Origin of the sequence: Roseibium sp. MMSF_3544 (assembly GCF_030732845.1) — a bacterium.
Taxonomy (GTDB): domain Bacteria; phylum Pseudomonadota; class Alphaproteobacteria; order Rhizobiales; family Stappiaceae; genus Roseibium.
The window spans coordinates 97,997-117,156 of record NZ_JASHKA010000011.1 but is presented as its reverse complement, the minus strand read 5'-3'; the positions used below and the strand labels follow the sequence as shown (position 1 = coordinate 117,156).

The 19,160-nt window shown below is 57.9% G+C and carries 18 protein-coding genes; 2 read left to right on the top strand and 16 right to left on the bottom strand.

Annotated features, from left to right (window positions below; genetic code table 11):
- Positions 1-27 precede the first annotated feature (27 nt).
- The 7 genes from RBB47_RS17170 to RBB47_RS17140 all read right to left on the bottom strand — a co-directional run bounded on the left by RBB47_RS17170 (position 28) and on the right by RBB47_RS17140 (position 6,574).
- Positions 28-327 (bottom strand): putative quinol monooxygenase, encoded by a 300-nt coding sequence (locus RBB47_RS17170; protein ID WP_305987085.1) that lies wholly within the window; start codon positions 325-327, stop codon positions 28-30.
- Positions 327-896: a flavodoxin family protein gene (locus tag RBB47_RS17165; protein WP_305987084.1), complete on the bottom strand. Its 570-nt coding sequence runs from the start codon at positions 894-896 to the stop codon at positions 327-329. The genes RBB47_RS17170 and RBB47_RS17165 overlap by 1 nt, the downstream gene beginning before the upstream one ends.
- A gap of 17 nt (positions 897-913) precedes the next feature.
- The gene (locus tag RBB47_RS17160; RefSeq protein WP_305987083.1) at positions 914-1,945 is read right to left on the bottom strand and encodes a zinc-binding dehydrogenase; all 1,032 of its coding nucleotides are present in this window, start codon (positions 1,943-1,945) and stop codon (positions 914-916) included.
- Between the two features lie 10 nt (positions 1,946-1,955).
- Positions 1,956-2,897 (bottom strand): ABC transporter permease, encoded by a 942-nt coding sequence (locus tag RBB47_RS17155; protein WP_305987082.1) that lies wholly within the window; start codon positions 2,895-2,897, stop codon positions 1,956-1,958.
- A 9-nt stretch (positions 2,898-2,906) separates the two neighbouring features.
- Entirely contained in the window at positions 2,907-4,412 is a 1,506-nt protein-coding gene (locus RBB47_RS17150) for a sugar ABC transporter ATP-binding protein (protein ID WP_305987081.1), read from the bottom strand.
- Between the two features lie 10 nt (positions 4,413-4,422).
- Positions 4,423-5,388 (bottom strand): ABC transporter permease, encoded by a 966-nt coding sequence (locus RBB47_RS17145; RefSeq protein WP_305987080.1) that lies wholly within the window; start codon positions 5,386-5,388, stop codon positions 4,423-4,425.
- 76 nt (positions 5,389-5,464) lie between these two features.
- A complete protein-coding gene (locus RBB47_RS17140) occupies positions 5,465-6,574 on the bottom strand; it encodes a sugar ABC transporter substrate-binding protein (protein WP_305987079.1) in 1,110 nt (369 codons plus the stop codon).
- 231 nt (positions 6,575-6,805) lie between these two features.
- On the opposite strand from RBB47_RS17140, the gene RBB47_RS17135 reads away from it, so the two are divergent.
- A complete protein-coding gene (locus tag RBB47_RS17135) occupies positions 6,806-7,447 on the top strand; it encodes a TetR/AcrR family transcriptional regulator (protein WP_305987078.1) in 642 nt (213 codons plus the stop codon).
- 27 nt (positions 7,448-7,474) lie between these two features.
- Here the strand turns inward: RBB47_RS17135 and RBB47_RS17130 are convergent, their stop codons facing one another.
- The 4 genes from RBB47_RS17130 to RBB47_RS17115 all read right to left on the bottom strand — a co-directional run bounded on the left by RBB47_RS17130 (position 7,475) and on the right by RBB47_RS17115 (position 11,093).
- Positions 7,475-7,903 (bottom strand): heme-binding protein, encoded by a 429-nt coding sequence (locus RBB47_RS17130; RefSeq protein WP_305987077.1) that lies wholly within the window; start codon positions 7,901-7,903, stop codon positions 7,475-7,477.
- Positions 7,904-7,985: 82 nt separating this feature from the next.
- A complete protein-coding gene (locus tag RBB47_RS17125; protein WP_305987076.1) occupies positions 7,986-9,050 on the bottom strand; it encodes a TRAP transporter substrate-binding protein in 1,065 nt (354 codons plus the stop codon).
- A gap of 16 nt (positions 9,051-9,066) precedes the next feature.
- Positions 9,067-10,623: a TRAP transporter large permease subunit gene (locus RBB47_RS17120; RefSeq protein WP_305987075.1), complete on the bottom strand. Its 1,557-nt coding sequence runs from the start codon at positions 10,621-10,623 to the stop codon at positions 9,067-9,069.
- Positions 10,620-11,093 (bottom strand): TRAP transporter small permease subunit, encoded by a 474-nt coding sequence (locus RBB47_RS17115; protein ID WP_305987074.1) that lies wholly within the window; start codon positions 11,091-11,093, stop codon positions 10,620-10,622. The genes RBB47_RS17120 and RBB47_RS17115 overlap by 4 nt, the downstream gene beginning before the upstream one ends.
- A 284-nt stretch (positions 11,094-11,377) precedes the next feature.
- On the opposite strand from RBB47_RS17115, the gene RBB47_RS17110 reads away from it, so the two are divergent.
- Complete coding sequence (locus RBB47_RS17110) at positions 11,378-12,253, top strand: NHL repeat-containing protein (RefSeq protein WP_305987073.1); 876 nt, start codon at positions 11,378-11,380, stop codon at positions 12,251-12,253.
- A 48-nt stretch (positions 12,254-12,301) separates the two neighbouring features.
- Here the strand turns inward: RBB47_RS17110 and cydX are convergent, their stop codons facing one another.
- From cydX to cydD, 5 genes are all read right to left on the bottom strand, one after another.
- Positions 12,302-12,427, bottom strand: a complete 126-nt coding sequence (gene cydX / locus RBB47_RS17105) for a cytochrome bd-I oxidase subunit CydX (protein WP_305987072.1) — start codon at positions 12,425-12,427, stop codon at positions 12,302-12,304.
- A 12-nt stretch (positions 12,428-12,439) separates the two neighbouring features.
- Positions 12,440-13,597, bottom strand: a complete 1,158-nt coding sequence (cydB, locus tag RBB47_RS17100) for a cytochrome d ubiquinol oxidase subunit II (protein ID WP_305987071.1) — start codon at positions 13,595-13,597, stop codon at positions 12,440-12,442.
- 6 nt (positions 13,598-13,603) lie between these two features.
- Positions 13,604-15,208, bottom strand: a complete 1,605-nt coding sequence (locus RBB47_RS17095) for a cytochrome ubiquinol oxidase subunit I (RefSeq protein ID WP_305987070.1) — start codon at positions 15,206-15,208, stop codon at positions 13,604-13,606.
- 274 nt (positions 15,209-15,482) lie between these two features.
- A complete protein-coding gene (cydC, locus tag RBB47_RS17090; RefSeq protein WP_305987069.1) occupies positions 15,483-17,153 on the bottom strand; it encodes a thiol reductant ABC exporter subunit CydC in 1,671 nt (556 codons plus the stop codon).
- Positions 17,150-18,919: a thiol reductant ABC exporter subunit CydD gene (gene cydD, locus RBB47_RS17085; protein ID WP_371932806.1), complete on the bottom strand. Its 1,770-nt coding sequence runs from the start codon at positions 18,917-18,919 to the stop codon at positions 17,150-17,152. The genes cydC and cydD overlap by 4 nt, the downstream gene beginning before the upstream one ends.
- Positions 18,920-19,160 lie beyond the last annotated feature (241 nt).

Sequence of the window (19,160 nt, the reverse complement as noted above, 5' to 3'; positions counted from 1 at the left end):
GCTCTGTTTCCCAGAACGGGCGGGGTCTTAGTCTTCGACCGATGAAAGGGCGCGAACCACCAGCGGCGATTCCTGCATCTCTTCCATCTTGGGTGCCCAATCCGCGAACCAGGCTTGTCCAAGATGGGTGTCGAGATGCGCCTGGCTCGTCCAGACCTCGACGATAGTCATGCGGTTGGGTTCCTTCGGGTCCTTCCAGAGCTCATAGAGTTCACAGCCATCTTCGCTGCGAGACCGGGACATGAACTCTGACTTGAACATGGCAATGAAAGCCTCCGCGTGATCGGGCTTTACATTGAGTTCAACGAGCAATCGTGCCTTTGCCATCAGTCAGCGAGCTCCCAGAACCGGCTGTAAGTCGCTTTCAGGGGATGCAGGTCCTCGCGGCCTTCCTTGTAGAAACCGACCCATTCGGCGAGCCTTTGCCCGGCGCGGCGGCAGGCTTCCTTAGCGTGTTCCGCGCGCGGTTCGCCAGCGACCACAGCGCCGTAGTGAAGGCTTTCCTTCTTGGCAACGTAGTCGGTGATACCGAAGACGAAGTAACCCATGTTCATCATCATCAGGCTGAGCGCGTTGCAGGTCAGCTCGCCGCCGCCGCCGAGCGAACCGGCCGAGGTAAAGGGTACGGCGAACTTGCCGTCGGTCTTGAACCAGATTTCCTCAACGCGGGTGTCCCACCACTTCTTCATGCGCCAGGATATGCCCGCAAAATGCGTCGGGCAGCCAATGGCGATGCCATCCGCCCAGAAGACGTCGTCCGATTCCGCCTCGTTGACATGACGAACGCGGGTTTCCATTCCCTCGATACGCTCGACGCCTTCCTTGACCAGCGGCACCATGGTGCTGGTGAATTGCCGGTCACTTTCGCTGTCATAGATGATCAGTATCTTGCCCATTTGCCCATACCCCTTACTCAAATCACAATTTGTGTTTTCAGATCCCCCGGTCGTTGGGAGATCGTGTCGAATGCCTCTTGTATGTCTGCGAGCGGATAGGAAGCGCCTGTGAAGCGCTCGGTTTTGATCCGGTTGTGCGTCAGGAGTGTCAGAGCGTCGTGCATGTCCTGCCCCATGCCGGCGACGGACCCCTTGATGGAGTTCTCCTGAAGGATCGTTTCAAGAATATTCAGTGGCAGCTCCGCATCCGGCCCGGTCAACCCGAAGGCGGCGATGTGCCCGCCCTTGCGGATCAACCTGCCCGCCTCCGCATAAAGCGCCGCCTGACCGACACTCTCGATCACTATGTCAGCACCGCGTCCCTCGGTTGCGTCCATCACGGTCTCAAAGAGGTCCGCAGGATTGCTCACCCCGTAATCCGCCCCCGCCTCCATGGCCATGGAGATACGATCCGCCGAGACGTCGGCGACAATGATGGGTGCAGCCCCGATGGTGCGCAAAAGCTGAACATGAAGATTGCCGATCGGCCCGGCCCCGATCACGACGACGGACTGCCCGAAGGTGACATTTGCCTTTCTTGCCGCTCTGACAACGCATGCCAAAGGCTCCGTCAGCGCCAGAACATCGTCCGGAATCAGACCGGATGCCGGTATGACAAGCCGGGCTGGTACCGCCATGTATTCGGCAAAAGCGCCGTCCATGGTGATCCCCATCTGTTGCATATCGGGGCAGTTCAGGATTTCGTTCCGGCGGCACCAATAGCAGGTGCCACAGCCGATATTCATATCGACAACCGCCTTGGCGCCAAGCTCAAGACCGGTCACGTCCGAGCCGAGCGCCTCGATCGTGCCGGTGAACTCATGCCCGGGGATCATCGGCAGGTTCTCGGATGCATAATGTCCGTTGAAAATATGCAGATCCGTTCCGCAGATGCCGACCCTGGCAATCCGGATCAGCACCTCGCCGCGGCCCGGAACCGGCACTGGCCGTTCTTCGATCTCGAACAGTCCTTGCTGGACCAGAACCGCTGCTTTCATCGTGTTCGTCATCGGCGCGTCCCTACTTCACGATCCGCATTTTGCTGCGATCGATCGTTGCAGCGATTGCGACAATCAAGATGATGCCGAAAACCATCTGCTGCATGGTCGCGTCGATCTCGAAATAGAGCATCGAGGACCGGATCACGGCCACGATCAGTGTTCCGATCAGGGTGTTGAGGACCCCGCCGACACCCCCGGTCAAGGGTGTTCCGCCGACAAGAACGGCAACGATGGCCGGCAGGAGAAATCCGTTTGCAAGCGTCGGCGAACCACCGGACAGCTTGACCGCAAACAACAGCCCGGCGATTGCCGCCAACATTCCGGACAGGGCAAACGCGATGATCTTGATACGCGCAACGCTCAAACCAGAGGCCACGGCGGCGAGCTCGCCTGCCCCGACGGCTTTCAGCGCGCGTCCGAAAGTGGTCCGGTGCTGCAGAAACAGCATGATCAGCAGCAGTGCTGCACCGATGAAGATCTCGTGGGAGATGCCGAAGCTGTTGCCGACCATCCAGCCGAAGGAATTGTCCCGCAGGGTCGCATCCATGTAGAGCGCCCGCTGTCCGGACAGATACTGCGCTGTCGAATAGGCAACACCGCCGATGGCGAGTGTCGAGACGAAAGACGGCACCAGGAGTCTGGTCGTGATGAACCCGGAGACCGCGCCAAAGGTAAGGCCTGCGACGATGCAGATAAGAGCTGCGGAAATCCCGAATGTGGGCAGCGCGACTGTCGCGACCACCGTCGTCATATTGGCGACCGACTGTGCCGACAAATCAATCCCGCCGATGTAGATCGCGAATGTCATACCGAGCGCCATGATGAAGAGCGGCATGATGTCGGCCACCATCGCCATCAGGTTCTGAGGCCGCAGGAAATTGGAGTCCGCAATGCCGACGATCAGCACGAGGACGAGCAGCGTAATCCAGGGCAAATGCGGCTTTATTCGTTCCAGGCTCATTCCGGTGCCTCAGGTCATGTGATGGACGAGATCGTAGAGCGACGGCTTGTCACCAGGCTGCCCGTGGAACACCTGCTGGGCTTCACCGTCTTTCAATACGAGGATTGTGTGACTGAGGCCGATGGCCTCTTCCAGGGTGTCGGCGACCAGGATGATCCCTGCTCCGTCGTCGCACATCTCCCGGACCATGTCGTAGACGTCTTCCTTGGCACCGATATCGAGGCCGCGTGTCGGATGATCGAGAAGGATGATGTCGGAGCCGGCCGAACGCCATTTGGCAAGCACGACCTTTTGCTGGTTTCCGCCGGACAGACCGCCGCAATCCTTGAACACCGACGGGGTCTTGATGGACAGGCGGTCAATCCATTGACGGGCAAGCTCCCGTTCACGGCTGATATTGAGCACACCGCCGGACGCGTAGTTCTGCATCTGGCTGAGCGTCATGTTCTCGTAGACGTTCATGCCGCCGACAATCCCCTCGACCTTGCGTTCGCGCGGGATATAGCCGACACCCATCGAAACGCCGGTCTGGGCGTTGAAACTGCGGATTTGCTGCCCTTTCAGCGATACCGTGCCGCTGGTCGGGGTTTCCAGGCCGAATATTGTGCGCAGGATCGGCTCGCGTCCGGAGCCTTCAGTCCCGACGAGGCAAAGCACTTCGCCGGCATGCAGGTCGAAGCTGATATCGCTGTATCTTCCCGCTAACGAAACCTTGTCGAAGCTGACCAGAACATTGTTCGTGTCGTAAGGACCCTGCTTCTGCTCCCTGTAGTATTCCTTGTCGATGTCCCGGCCGACCATCTTGTGCTGAATGGTGTCGATGTCGGCTTCGTCGTGATCGACAACGTCGACCACTTCTCCGTCCTTCATCACGTAAATACGGTCGGACAGCTCGAGAACCTCGTCCATCCGGTGGCTGACGAAAATGAACGATGCACGTGTGCGGAGTTCGCGAACCAGCTTGAACAGAAGTTCCACTTCTTCTCGCGCCAGAACACTGGTGGGTTCGTCGAGCAAAATGACCAGGTCGCCGTCGACGCGTTCCTCAAGTGTCAGCACCTTGGCCAGTTCGACGAGCTGCCTTTGCGCGAAAGACAGGTTGGCGGTGGTCATTGCCGGATCGATGTCCAGCTTCACCTTGGACAACTGGTGCCGCGCGGCGGCTGCCATTGCCTTCCAGTCGATGATCCCGAATTTGACGAATTGGCTCTCAAAACCAAGGAAGATGTTTTCCATCACCGTCAGGTTTGTGATCAGGGATTGCTCCTGAAACACCATCCCGATGCCATGTTCCATGGCCTGGCGCGGGCTCTGGAAGCGAACCGTTGTGCCGTCGATTGTCACGGTCCCGCCATCGGCCTGGTAAGCACCGTAGATGACCTTCATCAACGTCGATTTACCGGCACCGTTCTCACCGACAAGACCCACGATCTCGCCCCGACCGATGGTGAAGTCGACCGCTTTCAGGGCATGGACACCCGGAAACTTCTTGTCGACCTTGTTGAGTTGATACATGTGCCGCCCCTTATTTTACAAAGCTGACGGACTTGCGGTCGGTCGACAGGACCACCGCGGTGATAACGAGCAGCCCAAGGACGCCGTCCTGGACGTATCCGGGCAAGCCGATCACCACCATTCCATTGCCGATCACATTGACGATCAGCACTCCAATGAGCGTGTTCCATACACCGCCTATTCCACCCCACAGCGCGGTGCCGCCCACAACAACGGACGTGATCGAGATGAACATGAAGTTGTTTCCGGTGGCCGTTTCTGCGATCCCAATCCGGCCAACCGCGAGAAGCGCCCCGACTGCATAGAAGACACCGGCGAGCATGAAGCCCATCACACGCACACGGTCCACGTTCAGTCCCGACGCATGCGCGAGTTCCTCGCCGCCGCCGACCGCGTAGAAATTCCGGCCCAGCGTCGTGCGCGACTGGATGAACCATGCGATGAATAGGAAAAGAAGCGCGACGTAACACATCACCGGAAAACCGAACCAGCGCTCGGTCAACAACCCGCGAAAGACTTCGTCTTCGATGCGGATCCGGTCACCGCCAGTGAGCAGAAGTGCAAATCCGGTGCCGACAAAGCCCATCGCCAGCGATGCCATGAAGGATGGTATGCGTAATCGGACATGGACCAGTCCGTTGATCAGGCCGATAACGGCACCGACGATCAGCGCCAACGGCAGCGCCAGCCAGGCCCAGCTGAGAACAGTGCCCCCCATTGCGAGAAACGCGAAGGCAAACACCACCGCGGAAACCGAGACCGTCCCTTCCATGGACAGATCGATCGATCCCATGATGATGATGAAAGTCACTCCGACGGCAACCATGAGCGCGGGAGCGGACGCTATCGCAATGCGCGCCATGTTGCGGACCGAGATGAAGCGCGGCTCCATGACGGCGAAAAACAAGATCAGGACCAATAGAACGAGAAGCGGAGCCCATTTAACGAGGGTCTCCCTGGTCACGATGCCGTCCACGAACGCCTCCCAGCTTGTCGGCAAAAGACATGATTTCAGGAACGCGGCCGGTCTGCCGGCCGCGTTCCTTTAATGCTTATTTGTATTGAATCTGGCCGTTGGACGGCCCCCAGAAGTCTTGCCAGTCATATGTCGGCACGTTGTCGAGATAGCTGGTCTTGAACTCGATCGCATCGTCCGGGCGCACCATGATGGTCGGGCCATAGAACTCGCGATGCTCGTTCGGCTCTTCGGACGGTTTGAAGGTGCCCGTGGCTGCATGGTAGGCCAACGCTGCTGTGATACCACCACCCCAGTGCGGGTTTGTGAACACGGTTGCCAGGATCTTCTTGTCCGCGACAAGTTGAACCGCCTGCGGGTTGCCGTCATAGGAAACGATCGGCATATCTTCGATGCCTTCCGCCCGCAGGGCCTCCAAAACACCGTATGCGATGGTGTCGTTGGCACAGTGAACGCCGGTAATCTCGTCGCCGAAGCGCGTCAGGAAGGCCGACATGACCTGGTTGGCTTTCTGGGTGTCCCAGTCTGCCGGCTCTGCGGCAAGCAGCTCGACATCCGGATAGTCGACCAGCGCGTTCTTCAGACCCTGCAGACGCTCGATCGCAGGGTTGTTGGACGCAATACCGCCCAGATGAACAACACCGCCCTTGCCGCCCATGGCTTCCAGAAGAATGCGTGCCGTTTCTTCCGCCGGCTTTTCGTCCGACCAGCTCATGTGGCTGACGTAGTTGTCGCCGAAGTCCCAGGGATGCAAATCATCGGTCTTGTTCCACAGGGTTGAAACATAAGCTCCGGACTGTGCGCAGGCTTCTACCACCGGGCGCGCATTGGGCGCGTCGTTGGTGTCGATGGCCAGAGCCAGGTCCCCGTTTGTGCGCGCAAGCAGCGCCTTGACGTCTGCAAGCGACTTTTCCGAAGAGCCTTCATTGATCAGGTGAACCAATGCGTCCTTCGGCATACCGAGGCTTTCGACGAAGGCTTCGCCGCCGGACACGATTTCATTCCAGTAAGGGTTGGTCCGATTGCGGTAGCTCCAGGCAATCGTCGGATCCTGAATGGCGGCACGCGCCATGCCCGGACCAAACATGCCCGCTGCTGCAAATCCGCCGACGCCGGCCGCCGTTGCAAACAGGAAATTGCGACGGTTCACTTTTTCCTGCTCGATGAATTTCTTGATAAACGACATTCGTTCCTCCCGTTCCATTCAGTCCTGGCACAGCGCTTCGATCCTGCCGTCAAATCGACGGGCTTGACGGTTTCGATGACCTGCCAACAGATCCTTAATGCACTAACTAGTTACTTCATTATCAAATGAATTACAAGCCCGTTGAAACGGTCATTTCGCTGAATGGCCTTTGGACAACAAGGCACCAATCGGTTACTAAGCTGAAGTTGCTTGCACTGGGTTGGAATTAAGATGTCCAAAAACGTGGTTAAAAAACAAAGAGATGCCGACGCGACCAAGGCACGTATCTTGGCGGCGGCAAAAAAAGAGTTTGCCAAAAACGGTCTTGGAGGAGCGCGCGTCGATGAAATTGCCGAACGTGCAAAGGCCAACAAAAGAATGATTTATCATTATTTTGGCGGGAAAGAAGACCTGTTTCAGACGGTGCTGGAGGAAGGATATCTCGACATCAGAACCGCCGAACAGAAACTTGATCTGGAGCATCTTCCGGCACGCGAGGCACTGGAGACCCTGGTGCGGTTCACTTGGGAATACTACCTGAAGAACCCGGAGTTTCTGACGCTCGTCAACAGCGAAAACCTGCACAAAGCCCGGCATTTGAAAAAATCAAAGCTGATCGAGGTCGTCAGCCGCCGGTTTGTCGACATGGTTGGCGCGCTGCTGGACCGGGGCGTCAAAGAGGGCGTTTTCCGGACCGGTATCGATCCGGTTCAACTCAACATCACCATCGCCGCGATCGGGTATTACTACCTGACCAACCGCTTCACTGGCGCGATCATGTTTCAGCGCGACCTGATGGCAAAAGAGGCCCTGAACGAGCGGCTGGATTTCAACATCGAAACAATCATGCGCCTCGTGTGCAAGGAGGCGTGACTTCAGAACCTCCTTGTTGACGGTGCTCTAGCCGGGTTGCAGACCGGCGGCGCGAATGGCGTGCTCAGCGCAGTCAATATCTTCGTGCTCCTGGGCTCCGGACACACCGAGGCCGCCAATACATCTACCATCCTCGAAAACAGCTGCCCCACCTCCCCACGCCAGAAATCTGTTTCTGTTCGACAGGCCAAGACCAAGCGTCGGGCTTGAAGCCATTCGGTCTCCGAATGCCTTGCTCGATTTGCGCAGCGTACCGGCGGTATAGGCCTTGTCGATCGCGAACTCCCCGATCGGCGGCGCGACATTGTCCGTCCGCCCGAAAGCAACGAGATAGCCATTCGGATCGACGACGGCCACTGCGACTTCCCACCCATTCTGTTGAGCGTTTTGAAGAGCGTTTGCGACCAGGTTCTGTGCGGCTTCTGAGGTGATCTGGCGCTGTTCCAGGCTCTTCATCGCAGTAGCTCCCTAAATGGCTTCTGTATCTTGCGAGAACGGATTGCCAGGGGCTCACAAGCTCCCCGACAATCCGCGCGCGTCACACCCTTTGTGTAAAGGTCGCTGCTTTCACCTCGATGGCGTAATCCTTCGCCAACTCCAGGAAAGCGTCATAGCTCTTCTGGACTTCGGCAAAGGCGGGGTTGGCTTCAGCGTTCTCGGCCATGACTTCGCCGACGGCTGTCTTCAAGGCCGCAATCACGTCTTCGGGGAAAGCCCCAAAGGTGACGCCCTCCGACTTCAGCTTCTGCATGGCAACGGCGTTGAAGTAGTCAAACTGGGCTGTTGTCTCGACAGATGTCGCCTCGGCCGCGTTGGCGATCACAGCCTGAAGGTGTGCCGGCAGACTTTCAAAGGCATCCTTGTTGACGACGATTTCAAGCGCTGCCGACGGTTCATGGAAGGCCGGCACATAACAGTATTTGGCGACCTTCTGAAGACCGAAAGCCATGTCCAGCATCGGCCCGACCCACTCGGCCGCATCGATTGCGCCGGACTGGAACGCCGGGAAGATTTCCGGGGGTGGCAGCAGGACTGCGTTGACGCCGAGCTTGCGCATGGCCTCCCCACCGAGACCGGCGATCCGCATGTTGAGACCGGCGAGATCGTTCAGGCTTTCAATCGGATTTTTGAACCAGCCGGCCGCCTGAACGCCTGAACTGCCTGAATAGAATGGCTTCAGACCCCGCTCGGCGTAAATGGTGTCCCACAGGTCCTGGCCACCGCCGTAGCGCAGCCATGCCGTCGTTTCCACGGCTGTCATTCCGAATGGAACGGCTGAGAAGAAATGAAGCGCCGAATTCTTGGACGCAGCATAGTAGGGCGTCGAATGTCCGATTTCTGCCGTCCCCTGCTCCACAGCATCTTCCACGCCGAAAGGTGGCACAAGCTCACCACCCGAAAAGACCTTCAGCGTCAACTGACCATCTGACATTGCCGCCACCCGTTCGGCGAAAGAGGTCACATTCGTGCCGACGCCTGGCGCCTTGGCTGGAAAGGACGTCGGCAGTTTCCATTCGACCTTGCCCTGGGCAACGGCCGGAGCAGCAAGCATTGTCGCCGGTGCGGCGACGGCGCCTGCCTTCAAGAAATCCCGTCTTTTCATGTCACGTCTCCTTTGATCAGAACAAAACATCGGGCAGCCATGTCGCGAGTGCCGGAAAAGCGGCGACAAGGGCAAGTGCCAACAATTGGATCGCCACGAAAGGTATCACGGCCACATAAATCTGCGAGGTTCGAATGTCTTCTGGTGCGACTGACCGGAAGTAAAACAGCGCAAAGCCGAAAGGCGGCGTCAGAAACGACGTCTGCAGATTGAGCGCTATCAGCACCGCGAACCAGACCGGGCTGATGTCAGTCTGGAGGATGATGGGTCCGACGATCGGGACGACGATAAAGATGATCTCGACGAATTCAAGAATGAAACCAAGCAGAAAGATCACCAGCATGGTCAAAAGCAGCATGCCGTAAGCACCGCCCGGAAGAGCTTGCAGGAGCTCGGCGACATGCTCATCGCCATCAAAACCGCGGAACACAAGCGACAGGATGCTCGCGGCAATCACGATCCCGAAAATCATGCCCGTTATTGTCACCGTTTCGCGAAGGGCCAATAGCAGGACGCCGTTTTTCACAAGCGAAGTAGAAACCGCGAACAGGAGGAACAAGGCACCCAATGTCAGGGCCACGGACACCAATGACAGCACCGTCCAGCTTATGCGTCCGCTGGAAAACTCCAACCCGAGGAATCCAAGCTGGCGCAAGACAAGCAGCAGGATCGCCAATACCGCGCAGACCAGCGCCGCCCGGCTGTAAGCACCGCCCTGCCCTGCAGCGGCAATCAGAAGCGCCCCGGCGACACCGACACTGGCGGCTTCCGTTGGCGTTGCGATACCGACAAGAATACTTCCGAGCACAGCCACGATCAGACCCAGCGTCGGCGCAATGCTCAAGGTCAGTTCCCAACCGGTCACGCGCGTGTTGCCGGCGCCATCACCCGCATCGGCAGCTGCACCGCGAAGCCTGAGAAGAACGTAGCCCGCATAGAACACGACCAGCAAAAGCCCGGGCAGAAGCGCGCCGGCGAACAAGTCACCGACGGTGACTGGATCGGGCGCGAAATTTCCAGCTTCCTGCTGGGCTTCGAAGTAGGCGTTGGAGACCTGATCTCCCAGCAAGATCAGAACGATGGATGGCGGAATGATCTGGCCGAGGGTCCCGCTGGCGCAGATCAGTCCGCTGCTCATATGCTTGTTCACGCCCGCCTTCAAAAGCGCTGGCAGCATGATGGTGCCCAGCATGACAATGGTTGCGCCAATGATGCCGGTGGACGCAGCGATGAGCGCGCTGACCAAAACAACCGAGAGCGCAAGCGCGGACTGGTTGCCACCAAGCGCCGCGGAAAGACTTTTCAGCATGCGTTCCGCCTGATGCGACTTTTCCAGAAGCAGCCCCATGAAGACAAACAGGGGCACGGCGAGCAGCAGCGGATTGGACATGATGCCGAAGACACGCTGCGGCACAGCCTGAAAGAAGACGAGATCGAAGTCCCCCATCGAGGCTGCCAGCAATGCGATCAGTGTCGGCGCGCCGGCGATCGCGAGCAGGACCGGCACACCGGACAAGATGCAGGCAAACACAGCCAGCGCCATCAGAAGAAGCCAGACGATATCGACGCTCATGAGGCTAAACGCCGGACATAGCGAACAAGTCTGACGAGCGTCAGGAGAACAACCAACGCCGGCAAGATGAGCAGACAGGTCTTAACCAGAAAGAGGCCGGGCAGCCCTCCTGTTTCCGGCGACCCCTCCATAATCATCCAGGAACTTCGCACCAGCGGATAGGCCATCCACATCATCAGTCCGAAGACCGGCAACGCCAGAAAGATATCGCCAAGCGCGTCGATCCGCTGGTTGGCGCCGTCACCCAACTTCTGACGGATTACATCCACGCGTACATGCTTGTCTGCGTTGAAGGCAACCACCACCGACAAGGCGACCAGCGCGGCAAAGGCATAGTTGACCGCATCCTGGATTTCGAGAAAGCCGAAACCAAGCAAATACCGCATCAGAACCATGGAAAGCTGTCCGACAAAGACGATCACGGTGAGTGCCATGCAGATCTGGCGCACGCCTTTGAACACTGCTTGCATCAAAAACCCAGTTCCCGCCCCAATAGAGATTTCTGGTTCGGAGCCGCCCGTCTCGTCCCGTTCTGAGGTCTCAACTTATGCAGCAATTCCCCGATTGTATACAGACATTTGATGAACGGCAGCACATGTGTGGTTGCTTCGGCGGCAGCCATGAGAAACTGGGCGCGCTCCGTCAGCCTGCATTTGAAGAAACGGGCAATTTGACCGGATTTCGTTTGCTTGTGTTAGCCTCTGGTCGGGCGCACGCAGTCGCCTATTTCCCTTCTAGCGATGGAGGACAGCACATGCGAATCGGTCTCGGGACACTCTTTCTGGTTCTTGCTTTCGGGCACTCCGGACTTGCGCAAGAAAGTCCCGCTCCGTTCGCATCATTCGACAAGGCCGGACCTGAAGTCCTGAACGACCCCCATGACCTTGCCTTCGGACCCGATGATCTCCTCTACGTCGCCGACAAGTTTGGACACCGGATTGCCGTCATCGACCCGGAGACACTCGATCTGATTGAAAGCCTCGGCACCGGAAAACTGCCCGGCGTGCACGACATCTCTTTTGGCCCCGACGGGCGTGTCGCGGTCGCAGTTACCGGCCTCGGTAGCGTGTTTGTCTACAGCAGTGTTGAAACGCTCGACATTGCACCAGCCGTCATGCTGTCAGCGCCACGCACTGAAGGCGCCCTCGCCCACAGCAACGGGCGCATTTATGCCATGGCCGGCGGCACGGGGTTACTGATTGCCTATGAGAATGGAAAAGCCGTTGCCAGCGCAGGCTCGCACCCCGGCGCTCACGATGTCGCTGAAGGACCTGACGGTTCCGTCTGGGTCGCCGACAATTTCAACCGCAGGCTCGTGCGCTATTCCCCCGAGCTTGAAAAACTACAGACGGTCGAGGGACCGCAGTTCGGCTTCGTCGGTCCCCGTTATCTCGATATCGATGCCTTCGGAAGGCTTGTTGTGGCGGACCAGGACGCCCATCGCATCGTGATGATCGATCCGGATGGCGAGGGAGGCGCCGTTCTGGTCGGCGTTCTCGGGACCGGGCGTCCCGGCAAGGGACCCAACCAGTTTGATGATCCGGAAGGTGTCGCGATCCGCGGCAACGACTATTTTTTCGCTGACAGCGATAACAACCGGATTGTGCGCTATACGGTTGCAATCAACTGACCAGAAATGGCAACGACCGGGTGGCGTGTGCCCCCGGACCTTGCCTGATTACGAGTGCTGGCTGCGCTCGTGTTCGCGCCGTTCGTCGTCGGAACGCAGCTCCAGCCACATGGCATTCAGAATCGCCAGGCAACACGCCAGCGGCATTCCGAGGATCCAGGCAAAGTACCACATTTGAGTGTCTCCTCAGTAAGCCGTGTGGTTGTCGCGTTCGATGGTCTCTTCGTCGACCTTGCCCCACAAGACCTTGTAGACCCAGGCGGTGTAAACAAGGATGATCGGCAGGAAGATCACCACCGCGACCAGCATGTTGAAAAGGGTCCGGTGGGTCGAAGACGCATCCCAGACAGTCAAACTTGCTTCCGGTTGAACCGACGACGGCAGAATGAACGGAAACATGGAGATGCCGACTGTCGCGATGATGCCGGTGACTGCCCACTTCGAGAAAACGAAAATGAGCATCTCCATCTTCGTCTGCAGCAAGACCAGTGCCCCGAATAGCCCAAGGAACCCCATGCCGGGCACGATCCAGAGCCACGGATAGGCCTCATAGTTTGCCATCCAGGCACCATCCTCGATGACCGCTTCCTTAGCCAGCGGATTGGCCTGCATGTTAGGGTCGATTTCGGAAGTGATCCGGAAGCCATCGACATAGCCAGTGGCGACAAGATATCCCCCGAGTGCGAAAAGCACAATCGCCAGAAGAGCCGCGATGGATCCGTATCTGCGTGCGCGCACCGCAATGTCGCCGGTCGCCCGCATGACCAGCCAGACGGATCCGTGCATTACCAGCATCGCGACCGACAGCAGTCCGCATAACAGCGAGAACGGCGAGAACAGACCGAAGAACGATCCCTCGTATGTCATCCGCAGGTCGTTATCGAGAGAAAACGGCACACCAAGCAGGACATTGCCGACGGCAACACCGAATACCAGCGCCGGAACGAAGGAGCCAATGAACAGTGCCCAGTCCCAGGATGTGCGCCAGGACGGATCCGGCCTCTTTGAGCGATATTTGAAAGCAACAGGCCTCAGGATCATGGCCGCAAGCACCACGAACATGGCAAGGTAAAAGCCCGAGAAACTGATTGCGTAGAGCGGCGGCCAGGCGGCGAAGATTGCACCGCCGCCAAGAATGAACCAGACCTGATTGCCTTCCCAGGTCGGCCCGATCGTGTTGATGACAACACGGCGCTCGATATCGGTTTCGGCCACGAAGGGCAGCAAAGCGCCCACGCCCATGTCGAACCCGTCGGTGACCGCAAAGCCGATCAGAAGCACACCGAGCAGCACCCACCAGATAATCTTCAGCGTCGAGTAGTCGATCATTTCGTAAAGAATCATGTCTGCTTACTCCGCTGGAACAGGAGCTGCGCCGGAAACCGGCTGTGCCGAGGCAGGTGGCGATGTGCCTGCCGGAGCCCCATCCTCAGGCCCAATCTTGATGTATTTGATCATCAGCGCGATTTCGATCACCAAGAGCGTGCTGTAGAGCACCACGAAGCCTGCCAGTGTCAGAAGCACTTCTGTGACAGACAAACTGGATACCGCAGCCGATGTCGGCAGCATGCTCTCAATGATCCAGGGCTGACGGCCATATTCGGCGACGAACCATCCCATTTCGCAGGCAATCCACGGAAGCGGGATCGACCAGACAGCGACATGGAGCAGCCACCGCCGCTTCTCCACGAGGACATCGAGTTTTCCGGAAGAGGAATAGTAGAAGAACACGGATGTCAGCAGGATGAAGAAGAAGCCGCAGGCCACCATGATACGGAAGGCATAGAACATCGGCAGGACGTCCGGCACGGTCGACCAGGCAGCGGCGTCAATCTGTTCCGTGGTCGCTTCCAGCGGATTGTCCGTATAGGGCAGCAACAGGTAAGCGTAACCGAGCGACGTGGCGTTGTACTTGAACGTCTCGCGGACATCGTCAGAAACCGTGTCCGGGTTCTCCCTGATCTTCTGCAGGGCATCCCAGGCAATTGCCCCCTGCCGGATACGGTCTTTGGACTGGTCGACAAGCTCGTGGATGCCAGGGATCACCGTATCGAGCGAGCGTGTCGCGATCAGTCCCATCACATAGGGAACTTCGATTGCAAAGATGTTTTCCCGGTTTTCCATGTCCGGCCAGGCGACAACATTGAAAGCGGCCGGGGCCGGTTCCGTGTGCCACATGGCCTCGATGGTGGCCAGTTTCATCTTCTGGTTCAGGTTGGCCTCATACCCGCTCTCGTCCCCGAGAACCACCACGGACAGTGCAGACGCAAAACCGAAGGCCGACGCAATCGCCATGGACCGTTTCGCGACTTGCAGGTGCCTGCCCTGAAGCATGTACCAGGCAGATATGCCGAGCATGAACAGAGCTGCCGTGACATATCCCGCGGAAACCGTATGCACGAACTTGGCCTGCGCGACCGGGTTAAACAGCACTTCGAAGAAGCTGTTGACTTCCATGCGCATGGTGTCGGGATTGAACTCGGCGCCAACCGGGTTTTGCATCCAGCCATTGGCGATCAGGATCCAGAGCGCGGAAAAGTTTGTCCCGAGCGCGAGTGCCCAGGTCGCCGCCAGGTGCTGGCGCTTGGAAAGCTTGTCCCAGCCAAAGAAGAAGAGCCCGACAAAGGTCGCTTCCAGGAAGAAGGCCATCAGCCCTTCAATCGCAAGCGGCGCACCGAAGACGTCGCCGACATACTGGCTGAAATAGGCCCAGTTCATCCCGAACTGGAACTCCATTGTCAGCCCGGTCGCAACGCCCAGGACAAAGTTGATCCCGAACAAAGTGCCCCAGAACTTGACCATGCGCTTCCAGATCTCGCGGCCGGTCATTACGTAGACCGTCTCCATGGTTGCGAGCAAAATGGACAAGCCGATGGTCAATGGCACGAACAGGAAGTGATAGAGCGCTGTCATGGCAAATTGCAGCCGGGACAGGTCAACGACGCTGAGTTCCATCGTATGAATTCCCCCTTTTCGAGCCGTGACGGCTCGAGCACAAGGTCATGCAGGGCTCTGGACCGAATCGGTGTGCGCAGTTTTACCAACTGCGATAAGATTCGCGCCAACCGTTCCCGCCAAAGATCGGTGCAGAGCGATCCGCCAACACGTTTGGATCGTGACCCAGCCACATCTCAAGGTCAATGCGACAGATCGTATTTCACAACCGGAAATCGTAGAAAACCGGCGCGAAATCCTTTGAAAAAACGAAACAATTTGGGGCTGGAGGGTCTCAGTTCGCCGTGGTGTCGGTCAAATTCACAATCCTGTCTGCCACTTCAAGCTCCCGCTTCTTGTGAGCAATCATCAGGACGGCTTCATCTGTCCGGAACTCCATGAAGCTCGAAAGAACATCGCTCCCGGTTTTTTCATCAAGTCCCTCGGTCATTTCATCCAGAATGAACAGGGCCGGCCGGGTGAGAAACGCCCTGGCCAGTGCAAGTCTTCTTTGTTCACCGCCGGAAAGACCCAAACCGCCCTCGCCCAACACGGTCTTGAGACCATCGGCGCTCTCGGCGATTCGATCCGCCAGCTCCGCGCGCTCGAGTGCCTGCCAAAGCTGTGTGTCAATGGCGTCCGGATCGGCAATGCGCAAGTTCGCGGCCACAGTGTCGTTGAAGAGATATGGCCGCTGGCTCAGTACGCTCACCGCGCGTCGCAGGTCGATCTCACCGTAGTCGCTGATATCGGTCCCGTTTATCCTGATCGAACCGCTGTCGGAATCCCGGAGCCTGGCAGCCAGCGCGGCAATTGTGCTCTTGCCGCAACCGCTGCGCCCAGCAATTGCGAGCGTTTCTCCTCTTTCAATTGAGAATGACAGGTTGTCCAGGACCGGCCGCGACGCACCGGGATATGTAAAGGTGACATTTTTGAAGGTCAGAACAGGCCCGGTGCCGGGGTTTTCTTCCGGGCGTTTTTCCGGATCGGCTATCTGCTGCTTGCCCTTTTTTGCTGCCCCTGTTGCCGACATGGTGCGTGTTGCCGCAAGTGCGGTCCGGGGCAAATTTGCCAGTCCGGGAAGCATCATGGAGACGATTTCCGGAAGAGCCATGACAACCAGCAGAAGCCCTACAGCATAGGGAAGACTGATTGTCCCTTCGGCAACTCCCCAGGCGCATACAAACAGCATCGTGGCCAGGAAAGCCTGGCCAATGAGGTTTGAGTATGCGGAAAGCCTGATCGAGCGACGTTCCAGCCCGTCTTCAACCGATCTCAGTTGTTCGCTTGCCCGGGTTATTCCTTCGGCAGCTTTGTCGAGGCCGCCATAGATCGCAAGATCTCGCCTGCCGGCGGCCAGATCCGCTGCCCGAAGACGCATCGCATCAGATGCTGCATCTGCACGACGTGCCGTCTTCCGATCCGAATTCGAAAGGGATTTCCATGCAAGCAATGCCCAGCCGGCAAGAAAACCAAGTCCGGCCAGCAGAACCAGCCCCGAGCTGCCAGCCCAGACGAGCAAAAGGAAGGTTGCAACAACGATGCAAAGAACGATCGGCACCACGAGCCTGAGATACACCGTGTCAAGCGCCTCTATGTCGGCGGTCAGTCGGTTGAGAATCAGGCCCGACCGCTGCCGTCCGACAGCGTTTTCGGCAACCGCTGAAAACAACCGGTTTCTAAGGTTGCCCAGGAAGCGGAAAGTCGCGTCGTGGGTGAGCATGCGTTCGCCGTAACGGCCGGCCGTTCGAATGATCGCCAGGGCGCGAATGATAGCGCTTGGGGCAAAGATGTTGAGAAATACGCCGCTCAAGCCGGCAAGCGCCGCAGAGGTGATGAACCAGCCGGACACACCGAGCAGCAGAATACCGGCCGCAGCGGGAAGCAGTGCGACAAAGATCCCGAGCACAAAGCTATGCAAATCGTAGGATTTCTGGGTCTTGATGAACTGCCAGACCGGCTTCATGGCACCACCTCCGGCTCTCGCGCGATCCCGGACCCATCGAGATCGATTCTCCTGCCCCCGATTTTCAAAACCGCTGGATCATGTGTTGCGATGATCGTTGTACGGCTGTTCTTCAGCAGTCTCAGGCCATCAATGACGTCGACGGCAGTCTCCTCATCCAGCCCGGCGGTTGGCTCGTCCGCCAGCAGGATCGTGGCCTGTTTGCGCATTGCAGCGCGCGCCAGAGCCACCCGTCGGATCTCCCCGACAGACAGACCGAACCCATTTTCTCCCAAAGGCGTGTCGAGACCGCGCGGCAAACGTTGCGCCAGCGCCTCTGCTCCGGCAAGACGCAATGCCCTCCAGATTTCGCTTTCGGAAACAGTTTGGGGATCACTTACCCCTTTCAGAAGGTTTGATTTCAACGTGCCATGGAAGAGTTGAGGCGCCTGACCGAGCCACATGACATTCTGGCGAAACTCATGCGCTACCTCCTGTGTGTGCTTGTCGTCCATGCGAACCGAACCGCTATCGGGCGTTCGGAAACCCAGCACACAGTCGAGAAGTGTCGTCTTGCCGCTTCCACTCGGGCCGGTAATCAGCAGCGTTTCACCAGGCGCCAACTCCAGATCGACCTTGCTCAGGATCTGCCTGCCATCCAGTGAAATTGAGACACCGTCGAACGAGATGCGGGGGGCTCTGATTGTAGATCCTGTGCTTTCACGCTTGGGCAGGACACGCTCAGAAACTGCAGCAGCCGGGCCGATACTTTGCAGAAGATCCGACAGCTTCTGCCGCGCTGCAAGTCCTGCGGCCCTTTCGTGATAAGCCGCCGAAAACGCCCTCAAGGGTGCAAAGAATTCCGGCGCAAGCAGCAGAATAAACAATCCTTCAACGTAGCCCAAAGGCGTGTTCCAGACGCCAACTTGAATGTCTCCAAGCAACGAGAACCCGACAAAAACTGCCGAAAACGCGATTCCGAGCGCCGAGAAAAGTTCCAGCACAGTGGACGACAGAAACGCGACCTTCAGGACCTTCATGGTGCCCAGACGAAACCTTTCGCCGGCCTCTCGAATGTCCGACTTTGTCCTTTCCAGCGCGCCAAACACCCTGAGCGTTTCCAGCCCCTTGATACGGTCGAGAAGCATTCCGCTGAGCCGCGTCAGCTCCTCTTGCTGTTCGGCGCTCGCCGTTTTCGCGCGAGACCCGATCAGCGCCATGAACACGGGGATCAGCGGACCGCTGACAAGCAGGATCAAGGCAGCCATCCAGCTAAACCATGCGGTCACAAGAACAATCGCCAACGGAACCAGCTTCAGGCGCATGAACTGCGGCAAATAGTTGGTGTAGTAAGGCCCGAGCAAATTGACCTGATCCGTGACATGGGCGGCAAACGCTCCGGACGCGGGAAAACTGTCGGCCGGAGAGCGAACGACCGTCGCCTTTAAGAGGTCAGTGCGTGCCCTTTGCTGAATGGCTTGCGCAACCCGGCGTGACGTGTTCTGGGCAACCGTCTGCAGAACGACGCGCAGCAATGCAATCGCTATGACACCTGCGGCGGATGTCAGGAGCAAGGGCATGACCCCGGATACTTCCAGATTGGTTTCAGGGTCTGCAACCGCAGACAAAATCGAACCAAGGGTCCACGCGATCAGGCCGGCTTGAGGGATCCAGAGGAAATCTGACAGTGCCAGGACAACGCCTGCCCTGCCCAGTGTTCGCTTTTCGCTGGAGTCGGCGCCGCCAATTTCCACTCCGCTAATCGTGTTTGTTTTCAATCCCCTCACCAACACGCTCGTGACTTGCTCTACCTTTTGCGTGACCTTTTATCGTCCCCTCCCGGATCGCACCAGCCGACCAAACAATTTCGACCAGTAAGACCCTCTTACAGCCTCAAATGCGCTTTCACCACAAAGGTTCGGACAAAATTTTAGGGACATTGTTTTTTCGGGATGAAGAAAGGGTCCTGACAGGAGGCTGTCAGGAGCGCTGTGTCATGTTTGGAGTCAGGAAGATTCCTTCGAACCC

Excerpts from the sequence above, each read along its gene's own strand:
- RBB47_RS17170 (WP_305987085.1), bottom strand. The coding sequence starts at position 327 with ATGGCAAAGGCACGATTGCTCGTTGAACTCAATGTAAAGCCCGATCAC.
- RBB47_RS17165 (WP_305987084.1), bottom strand. The coding sequence starts at position 896 with ATGGGCAAGATACTGATCATCTATGACAGCGAAAGTGACCGGCAATTC.
- RBB47_RS17160 (WP_305987083.1), bottom strand. The coding sequence starts at position 1,945 with ATGACGAACACGATGAAAGCAGCGGTTCTGGTCCAGCAAGGACTGTTC.
- RBB47_RS17155 (WP_305987082.1), bottom strand. The coding sequence starts at position 2,897 with ATGAGCCTGGAACGAATAAAGCCGCATTTGCCCTGGATTACGCTGCTC.
- RBB47_RS17150 (WP_305987081.1), bottom strand. The coding sequence starts at position 4,412 with ATGTATCAACTCAACAAGGTCGACAAGAAGTTTCCGGGTGTCCATGCC.
- RBB47_RS17140 (WP_305987079.1), bottom strand. The coding sequence starts at position 6,574 with ATGTCGTTTATCAAGAAATTCATCGAGCAGGAAAAAGTGAACCGTCGC.
- RBB47_RS17135 (WP_305987078.1), top strand. The coding sequence starts at position 6,806 with ATGTCCAAAAACGTGGTTAAAAAACAAAGAGATGCCGACGCGACCAAG.
- RBB47_RS17130 (WP_305987077.1), bottom strand. The coding sequence starts at position 7,903 with ATGAAGAGCCTGGAACAGCGCCAGATCACCTCAGAAGCCGCACAGAAC.
- RBB47_RS17125 (WP_305987076.1), bottom strand. The coding sequence starts at position 9,050 with ATGAAAAGACGGGATTTCTTGAAGGCAGGCGCCGTCGCCGCACCGGCG.
- RBB47_RS17120 (WP_305987075.1), bottom strand. The coding sequence starts at position 10,623 with ATGAGCGTCGATATCGTCTGGCTTCTTCTGATGGCGCTGGCTGTGTTT.
- RBB47_RS17115 (WP_305987074.1), bottom strand. The coding sequence starts at position 11,093 with ATGCAAGCAGTGTTCAAAGGCGTGCGCCAGATCTGCATGGCACTCACC.
- RBB47_RS17110 (WP_305987073.1), top strand. The coding sequence starts at position 11,378 with ATGCGAATCGGTCTCGGGACACTCTTTCTGGTTCTTGCTTTCGGGCAC.
- cydX (WP_305987072.1), bottom strand. The coding sequence starts at position 12,427 with ATGTGGTACTTTGCCTGGATCCTCGGAATGCCGCTGGCGTGTTGCCTG.
- cydB (WP_305987071.1), bottom strand. The coding sequence starts at position 13,597 with ATGATTCTTTACGAAATGATCGACTACTCGACGCTGAAGATTATCTGG.
- RBB47_RS17095 (WP_305987070.1), bottom strand. The coding sequence starts at position 15,208 with ATGGAACTCAGCGTCGTTGACCTGTCCCGGCTGCAATTTGCCATGACA.
- cydC (WP_305987069.1), bottom strand. The coding sequence starts at position 17,153 with ATGAAGCCGGTCTGGCAGTTCATCAAGACCCAGAAATCCTACGATTTG.